This is a genomic window from Pseudomonas sp. G1002, assembly GCF_013385455.1.
Taxonomy (GTDB): Bacteria; Pseudomonadota; Gammaproteobacteria; order Pseudomonadales; family Pseudomonadaceae; genus Aquipseudomonas.
Map to the genome: position 1 here is coordinate 1 of NZ_JACAPY010000048.1, position 9,086 is coordinate 9,086.

Annotated in this window: 5 protein-coding genes; all 5 read left to right on the top strand. The window is 62.4% G+C overall.

The window, feature by feature from the left end; translation table 11 throughout:
• The first annotated feature begins 317 nt into the window (after positions 1-317).
• The 5 genes from HX801_RS27305 (at position 318) to HX801_RS27325 (ending at position 8,982) form a co-directional block, all read left to right on the top strand.
• A complete protein-coding gene (locus HX801_RS27305; RefSeq protein WP_177023066.1) occupies positions 318-1,469 on the top strand; it encodes an LLM class flavin-dependent oxidoreductase in 1,152 nt (383 codons plus the stop codon).
• Positions 1,470-1,489: 20 nt separating this feature from the next.
• The gene (locus HX801_RS27310; protein WP_177023067.1) at positions 1,490-2,539 is read left to right on the top strand and encodes an ABC transporter substrate-binding protein; all 1,050 of its coding nucleotides are present in this window, start codon (positions 1,490-1,492) and stop codon (positions 2,537-2,539) included.
• Between the two features lie 126 nt (positions 2,540-2,665).
• Complete coding sequence (locus HX801_RS27315; RefSeq protein ID WP_177023068.1) at positions 2,666-3,724, top strand: ABC transporter substrate-binding protein; 1,059 nt, start codon at positions 2,666-2,668, stop codon at positions 3,722-3,724.
• Positions 3,725-4,055: 331 nt separating this feature from the next.
• Positions 4,056-6,320: a TonB-dependent receptor gene (locus HX801_RS27320; RefSeq protein WP_177023069.1), complete on the top strand. Its 2,265-nt coding sequence runs from the start codon at positions 4,056-4,058 to the stop codon at positions 6,318-6,320.
• 199 nt (positions 6,321-6,519) lie between these two features.
• Positions 6,520-8,982 (top strand): TonB-dependent siderophore receptor, encoded by a 2,463-nt coding sequence (locus tag HX801_RS27325; protein WP_177023070.1) that lies wholly within the window; start codon positions 6,520-6,522, stop codon positions 8,980-8,982.
• Positions 8,983-9,086 lie beyond the last annotated feature (104 nt).

The window sequence follows — 9,086 nt, forward strand, 5'->3', positions numbered from 1 at the left end:
AAGCCAAATCAAAAGCTAAAGCAGGCACGGTCCAAATGTAGGAGTGAGGGAACGCCGAGCCACAGCGAGGCGCCGACAGGCGGGGCAGAGCGCTTTGGTTACTTTGCCGCTTTTTGTACGGACCGCAACAACGGATATGTACACAAAGTGCTTCACCTACAGCACCCACTGCTGACCCAGTGTTGCTACAGACGCACCCCCACCCCCAAAAAAACCCACAACCCCCTGCCCCCGTTGGCCCAAGCCCCCATGGCATGCCCGTTGCAGTCCCAATCCCCAAAGGTCCCCGCACCCAACACGACTGAACCGGAGCACCCATGACCACTGAATTCTTCTGGCGCCTGCCGCTGGGCACCGACGGCCCCCAACTCACCACCGACAAACACAACCGCGGCAACCCCACCTACCGCCCCGGCAACATCGCACCAGGCCGCCTGCCCAACGGCCAACCCGACGACTTCACCTACATCGACTACATCGCTCAGGTCGCCAAAGCCGCCGAACTCGCCGGCTTCGAAGGCGCCCTGCTGCCCACAGGCCCCGAACCATGGATCGTCGCCGCCGCCCTGGCCCGAGAAACCCGGCGCATCAAATTCCTGATCGCCTTCCAGGCCACCTGGACCCTGCCCGCTTACGCCGCCCAACAAGCTGCGATCCTGCAAAACCTCAGCCGTGGCCGCGTGGAGTGGAACATCATCACCGGCGGCAACCCCGCCAGCCAGCGCGCCAACGGTGACTTCCTCGAACACGACCTGCGCTACAAGCGCACCGGCGAATTCCTCGACATCATCCAGGGCCTCTGGGAGCACGAAAAATTCTCCTACAACGGTGATATCTACCAACTGGAAAACGGCGCTCTGCCCCACGGCCTGCACCACGAACGCAAGCCCGGCGTGTACTTCTCCGGTTTCTCCGACGCCGCCCTCGCCGTCGCCGCCAAACACGCCGACGTGTACCTGAACTGGGCCGAACCCATCGACAAGCTCAAGCCACACATCGAGCGCGTACGCGAATTGGCCGACAAACAAGGCCGCACCGTGCGCTTCGGCCTGCGGGTAGACCTGTTCGCCCGGGAGACCGAGGAGCAAGCCTGGAAAGACCTGCGTCGCCAGTTCGACAAGCTCGAAGGCAAGAGCAGCCAGGTCGCCAAGGGCTTTACCAGCGGCTCGGATTCGGTCGGCGGCGCACGCCAGACCGCGTACCACCAGAACGTCGACCGCTTCGATGACCTGATCATCGGTCCCAACCTGTGGGCCGGTTTCGCCAAAGCCAAACCGGGTCCGACCGTGGGCCTGGTCGGCAGCCACCAGAACATCGCCGAGCGCCTGGTGGAATACCGCGACGCCGGCTTCTCGACCTTCATCCTCGCCGGCAATCCACACCTGGAAGAAGCGTTGCGCATTGGCCAGGAAGTCCTGCCGCTTGTGCACCAACGCCCGGCGATCCAACCTCTGAAAGCCAGCGCCTGAACGCTGTGGGAGAACTCCTGATGACCCAACCTCTCGATACGCTCTGGTACACCCGCTGCCCCGTGCCCACCGGCCTGGGCATTGCAGTGCAAAAAGGCTGGCTGCAAGACACCGTCGGTGCCCTGGGCACCGAGGTGCAGTCGCTGCGCGAGTCCGATGACAAGGCGGTGCGCGAATCGCACTTCGATCACACCCTGCGCAATTCGGTACGCCATGGCGGCAATATCCCGGCGATCTGGGCCCGCGCCCAGGGCCGGGAAACCCGAGTGATCGGCCTGTCGTGGGCAGATGAAGTGCAACTGATCCTGACCCGCCAGGACAGCGGCATCAAAACCGTCAAGGACCTCAAGGGCCGTACTTTCGGCTTGCCGGACTGGGCCGGCGCACAGATCGACTTCACCCGCGCCCAGGCCCTGCGCGGGCTGGAAAACGCGTTGTCACTGGAAGGCCTGAAAGTCGGCGACGTGAAGCTGAAGAACTTCCGCTACGGCGGCACCTTCAGCGATACCCCGGTGCGCAATATCGCCGATACGCCAGTCACGCAAAAAGTCAGCGAACGCAACCTGGAGCTGATAGGCCTGCTGCGCGGTGAAGTCGATGCGATCTTCCTCAAGGGCGCCCACGCCGCCCAACAGGCTCATGATTTCGGCCTGCACACGGTGATCGACACCGGCTCGCACCCGGACCCGCTGATCCGCAGCAACAACGGCACGCCGCGCACCCTGGCGGTGGACCTGAACCTGCTGGAAAACCACTTCGACGTAGCCACCGGCATTCTTGACTCGGTCCTGCGCGCCGAGCAATGGGCCCACACCCACTCGGAGGAAACCCGCCGCTACCTGGCCCAGGAAACCAACAGCAGTGAGTATTGGGTCACCGCCGCCTACGGCAACGACGCCCACTTGCGCCTGCGCACCGAACTGGATGAACAGGCAATTGCCGCGCTGCAGGACTTCACGCATTTCCTGCACCGCTGGCGCTTTATCCCGAAAAGCTTCGACGTGCGTGAATGGATTGATGGACGGCCGCTGGAAGCACTCTTGAACGGCAAAACCGCGCTGGCAGGCTAACCCCTGTAGAAGCCGGCTTGCCGGCGATGACGGCCTTGAATGGGGTATTGACCTTTCGGGCCTCATCGCCGGCAAGCCGGGCTCCTGCAAAGGTTTCCTATTTCATGGATTTGAACGAAGACCCTTATGAGCAAACCACTCGATACTCTCTGGTACACCCACAGCCCGGTTCCCACCGGCCTTGGCATTGCTGTGCAGTCCGGTCGCCTGGCCGAGGCGTTCCTGCCTTTTGGCACCAATATCCAGTCGTTGCGCGAGTCCACGGAACGGGAAGTTCGCGAGGCGCATTACGACCATCACCTGAAAAACTCGGTGCGCCACGGCGGTAATATCCCGGCGATCTGGGCCTACGCCAGTGGCGTGGAAACCCGGGTGTTGGGTTTGTCGTGGAGCGACGAGGTGCAGTTGATCCTGACCACCGCCGAGAGCGGTGTGCGCAGCGTGCGCGACTTGAAAAACCGGCGCTTCGGCCTGCCGAAATGGGCCAACGTGCAGATCGACTTCACCCGTGCCCAGGCCCTGCGCGGCCTGGAAAACGCCCTCAAGCTCGAAGGCCTGGAAGTCTCGGACGTAGAGCTGGTGGACTACCCCTACGGCGGCACCTACAGCGACAACCAGGTGCAATACGTCTACGGCTCCCCGGCGAGCCTGGGGGTGAGCCGCTTCAGCCGGCGCAACAACGAACTGATCGGCCTGCTGCGCGGTGATATCGACGCGATCTTCCTCAAGGGTGCCCACGCCGTGCACCTGGCCAACGAGTTCGGCCTGCATGTGGTGGTGGACACCGGTTCGCACCCGGACCCGCTGATCCGCTCCAACAACGGCACGCCACGCACCCTCACGGTGGACATCAACCTGCTGCAGAAGCACTTCGACGCCAGCGTGAAAATCGTCGACACAGTGCTGCGCACCGAGCAATGGGCCTGGGCCAATCCGGACGAGACCCGGCGCTTCCTGGCACAGGAACTCAACACCAGCGAGTACTGGGTAACCGCGGCCTACGGCGAAGATGCCCATCGTCGGCTGCGTACCACGCTCGATTCGCGCTCCATCGAAGCCTTGCAGGATTTCACCGATTTCCTGCATCGCTGGAACTTCATTCCACGGCGCTTCGATGTGCGCGACTGGATTGATTTCAGCGTGCTGGAAAAGGTCATCGGCTCCACCTCCCGCGTGGCTGTTTGACCTCCCCCATGTAGCAGCTGTCGAGCCCAGGCGAGGCTGCGTTTGCGGTGTGTCAGATACACCGTTTACGCAGCCTCGCCGGGGCTCGACAGCTGCTACGGCAACACCTCCCCTGCTGCTCCAGCAGCACCCTCCAAGCAACTTCTGCTGAATCTTCGACAGGCTTTTCAAGCGGCCTTCGGCTGCGCTTTCAATTGTTCGAAAACGTCCTCTTCTTGAATTTTTTAATCGTTATATATCAATATCTTACAATCATGTATCGACCCTGAAATCTGCTTGGCACGATCTCTGCTCTAACCCCTTCAAGGAAACTTTTCCGGGGGAGATTTCAATGCACACACTTAATCCAATCACCAAGGGCCTGTGGCTCGCTTTACTGCTGGCAGGCGGCACCGCCAGCGAACATCTGCTGGCCGCCGACGCTGCCGAAAACGATGCAGGCAAAACCGAACCGTCGCTGAAGACCGTGACCGTCACCGCACAACACCGGGAAGAAACCCTGCAAGAGGTTCCGGTCGCGGTGTCGGCGGTACAAGGCACCAGCATCATTGCCGACGGCGTGCGGTCGATGGGCGATATCACCACCTTCATTCCCAACGCCTCGGCGAAAAACCCCGACGGCGACGGGCGCCCGCGCTGGTACATCCGTGGCCTGGGCACCGGCGACACCGGCGCGGCCACTGTGTACCCGGTGGGCATCTACGCCGATGACGTGTACCTGAACGCACCGATTGCCGGTGGCGGCCCGCTGTTTGACCTCGAACGCATCGAGATCCTGCGCGGCCCCCAAGGCACGCTGTATGGCAAGAACACCACGGCCGGCGCGGTGAATATCATCTCGAAGAAACCGACCTTCAACACCGACGGCTATGGCACGATCGGCTTTGGCAGCAAGAACGAACGCATCGTCAATGGCGCCATCGGCGGCACCCTGGTTCCGGAAAAACTCGCGGCGCGGATCTCGCTGTACTCCGAGGAACGCGACGGTTTCCAGAAAAACCTGATCGACGATCACACCTACGGCGACGTCAACAAAAAGGCCGTGCGCCTGCAATTCTTCGCCCAGCTCAACCCGGACCTGGACGCGCTGTGGAAGATCCACAGCCGCGAGTTCAAGGGCGACGGCGCCAACGGTGCGCTGACCCTCGGCCGCTACTACAACGTGGGCTACACCCGCCCCGCCGGGCGCAATATTGCGCTGAACGTGGACGACGACTCCAAGCTCAACCATGACGGTACTTCGCTGACCCTCAACTGGCACCTGGGCGACTACACCCTCACGTCCATCAGCGCCTACGACTACATCCGCGGCCAGTCCAGTGGCGATGCCGACTACACGCCCTACGAGGTCAACGGCACCTCTACCGCCGACAACAAATACACCCAGTACTCCCAGGAAATCCGCCTGGCCTCGCCCCAGCAGGAAACCCTGCGCTGGTTGGCCGGCGCGCACTATTTCCATGAAGACCTGGACAGCAGCGCCGGACGCTTTATCGCCCCGGGCCCGACACCCAATGGCACCGGCTCGAACCAGGTCAACGGCGCGACGGACTTTCGCGACCTCAATTACAACCACACCACCGACAGCTACGCGCTGTTCGGCAACCTGACCTACGACCTCACCGACAACTTCAGCGTGACCGGTGGCCTGCGCTGGACCCAGGAAAAGAAAGACATCGACCTCAACCTCACTCAGTTGACGCGCGCCACCGCCAATGGCCCGCTGATTCCCCTGGGCGGCGTCGGTACCAACGGCAACCGCCAGGAAGACAAAACCTGGGAAGCCTGGACCTATGACCTGACCCCGGAATACCGGATCAACGACAACGTGCGGGTGTTCTTCCGCTATGCCCACGGCTTCCGCTCGGGCGGCTTCAACACCGGGCTGTCCACCAGCCTGTCGCAGCTGACCACGGTGGACCCGGAACAACTCGATGCCTACGAATTCGGCGTGAAGTCCGAGTGGTTCAACCATCGCCTGACGGCCAACGCGAACATCTTCTACTACGACTACTCGGACATTCAGGTCAACCTGCTGACCGTCAACAACGGCGTACTGACCACCGCGCTGACCAACGGCGCCAAGGGCAAGGTCAAGGGCGCCGAGCTGGAACTGGAAGGCCAACCCACCGACTACCTGCACCTGCGGGCGGCGATTTCGTTCCTGGATACCGAATACACCGACTTCAAAAACACCAACCCCAACACCGGTGCGGTCACGGGTGACTACAGCGGCAACAGCTTCGTGCGCTCGCCGCGCAACGTGGTGTCGCTGGGTGGCGACTACACCATCCCGCTGGAAATCGGCGGCAAGCTGGTGGCCGGTGCCGACGTGAGTTTTCGCGACAAGGAATACTTCCTCGCCGACCGCCAGAGCAGCGCCGACAAGGACTTGAGCCAGCCGCACTACACCTTGGCCAACAGCCGCCTGACCTGGTACAGCGCCGACGAAAAACTCAGCGTCACCGGGTTTGTGAACAACCTCACCGACCGCCGCTATCAGGTGCATGGCCGGCCGAACGGCGGGCTGGGGCAGTACGTGATCACTTACGGCGACCCACGCACCGTGGGGCTGAGCGTGACCAGCCGCTTCTAACTTCAGCCGCCGGACACTATTCACCAAACGCCGGAGATCAACTGTGGGAGCTGGCTTGCCTGCGATAGCGGTGGGTCAGCCAACCATTATGTGGCTGTGCCGCCATCATCGCAGGCAAGCCCGCTCCCACAGTTGACCTTCTTTGTTTGAGCCATAGCGCCCGGCCGCCATCGTCAACACGCTTCGAAAGGACCTTTCTATGTTCCAACGTACTCCGTTGGCCGGCGCCATCGCGCTGGTCATGGGCAGCCTTGCCGTGCCTGCTGTAGCCGCCGATGCGCAGCCCACTGCCAAGACCGACAAGCTCGACACCGTGGTGGTACTCGGCACCCGCCGCAGCGACGTCACCGCCCTGCAAAGCGCCGCACCGGTAGATGTGCTGAGCGGCGAGCAATTGCAGCAAACCGGCGCTGCCGACCTGTCCGGCGCACTGACCGCACTGTCGCCGTCCTTCAGCTTCCCGCAGTCGCCCCAGGGTGCATTTGCCGGTTCCATCGCCCAGGGCGCCTCGCTGCGCGGCCTGGCTTCCGACCAGGTGCTGGTATTGGTGGATGGCAAGCGCCGCCACACCAGCGCCAACATCACCCGCCAGAGCCTGGCCAACGGTCGTGGCGCGGCAGCGGTGGACTTGAGCCTGATCCCGTTGAGCGCGATCGACCACGTGGAGATCCTGCGTGACGGCGCCGCCGCTCAATACGGCTCCGATGCGATTGCCGGGGTGATCAACATCGTGCTCAAGCAAAAGGACGACGGCGGCAACGTCGGCTACCGTTTCGGTGGCTACAACAAGGGCGATGGCATGCAGCGCAAGTACAGCGGCTGGAAAGGCTTCGAACTGCCGAATGACGGTTTCCTGACTTTGAGTTTCGATGCCGGCAGCCAGGACCCGGCCAGCGACACCAACCCGGACAACCGAATCTTTTATCGCGGCGACACCAGCGTGAACACGCCGCGCGAGCAGAACAACCGCTATCGCACCTGGAACTGGGGCTCCAACAGTGTCTCCGACCAGTACAACTTCCTGGCCAACGGCGAGATGGGTGTGGGCGAAGGATTGACCGCCTACGGGTTCGCCACCTATTCCCACAAGAACAACGACTCCACCGGTTTTTTTGACCCGCCCACCGCGCTGTACAACAACTACGGCAGCGTTTCCTTGCAGCGTTATCCGGACGGCCGTTTGCCGATCACGCGCTACACCCTGGAAGACTATGCCGCCACCGGTGGCCTGCGGTACGAAAACGAGCAACTGGGCAAGTTCGACCTGGCGCTTAACCACGGCACCAACATCGTCAAGTCCACCGACTACAACGCGATCAACCCCAGTTGGGGCACCAACAGCCCGGCGACGATCTACACCGGCGAGCGCAAGAACGACCAGACCAACGTGACCCTGGATTGGGTGCGGGACTTCCCCACCGACTTGCTGTTCAAGCCGCTGACCGTCTCCGCAGGCCTGGCCTGGCGCCAGGAAAATTACCAGTTGAGCGCAGGCGCGCCGGCCGCCTCGCAGAACGGCCCGCTGTTCAACACCGTTGACCCGGTGACCGGACGCCGGCTCACCGGGTATTACTCGGGTATCACCCCGGTGGATGCCGACTCGCTGCAACGCAAGGTGCTGGGCGCGTATCTGGATGTCGAAGGCCAGGTCACCGAGAAGTTCCAGGCCGGTGTCGCAGTGCGTACCGAGCACTATTCGGACTTTGGCGACACCACCAACGGCAAGCTGTCGCTGCGCTACGACTTCACCCCGCAGATCGCCGCACGGGCCAGCGCCAGCACCGGCTATCGCGCACCGTCCCTGGCGCAGAGCGGCATGTCGTCGTTCAGTGTGCAGGTGGTGGAACAGCCGCCGGGCAGCGGCAACTACGTCGAGGTGCAGCAGCGCACCTTGCGCGCCAACAGCCCGGAAGCCCAGGCCCTGGGCGGCACACAGCTCAAGCCCGAGGAGTCGACCAACTACTCGCTGGGCCTGGTCTGGCAACCGCTGGACAACGCATCGGTGACGGTGGATGCCTACCGCATCAACATCAACAACCGCATTACCCTTTCCGACCAATTGCCGGCCTCGGTGGTCTCGCCGATCTTCGCCGGGACGCCTTACGCCAATATCCAGAGCGCGGCGTTCTACACCAACATCGCCGACACCCGCACCGACGGTATCGAACTGACCGGCAACTACAAACTCGACCTGCAGCAATGGGGCCGGGTGAACTTCAACGCCGGCTATGCGCGTAATCGCACGCAAATCACCGACCTGCGCAACGTCGGCAACATCGCGGGCAACCAGATCATCGGCCGCACCACCCAAGGCCTGATCGAGCACGGCACCCCGGACTACAAGCTGACCCTCAGCGCCAACTGGGCCTATGAAAAGTGGGGAGTCACCGTGGCCCAGCGCCGTTATGGCGAATGGAAAAGCCTCAACGCCGCCAACCCGAACCTCGACCAGACCTTCAGCCCGCAATGGGTCACCGACCTGGACGTGTCCTACAACCTTGGCAAGGGGATCAAGCTTTCAGCCGGTGCGACGAACCTGTTCAACACTCACCCGGACAAGGCTTCCGGCGCGCAGTTGTACGGTGTGCCGATCTACTCGATCACCAGTCCTGAAGGCGCCCAGGGTGCGTTCTACTACACCAGTGTGAGCTACGACTTCTGAGGTAATTGCTGATGGGGTGTTGCTGCAGCAGCACCCCATTGTTGGCCAGGCATCATTCGGGCATTCGGATGTACACCCATCCATTGTGGGAGCTGGCTTGCCTG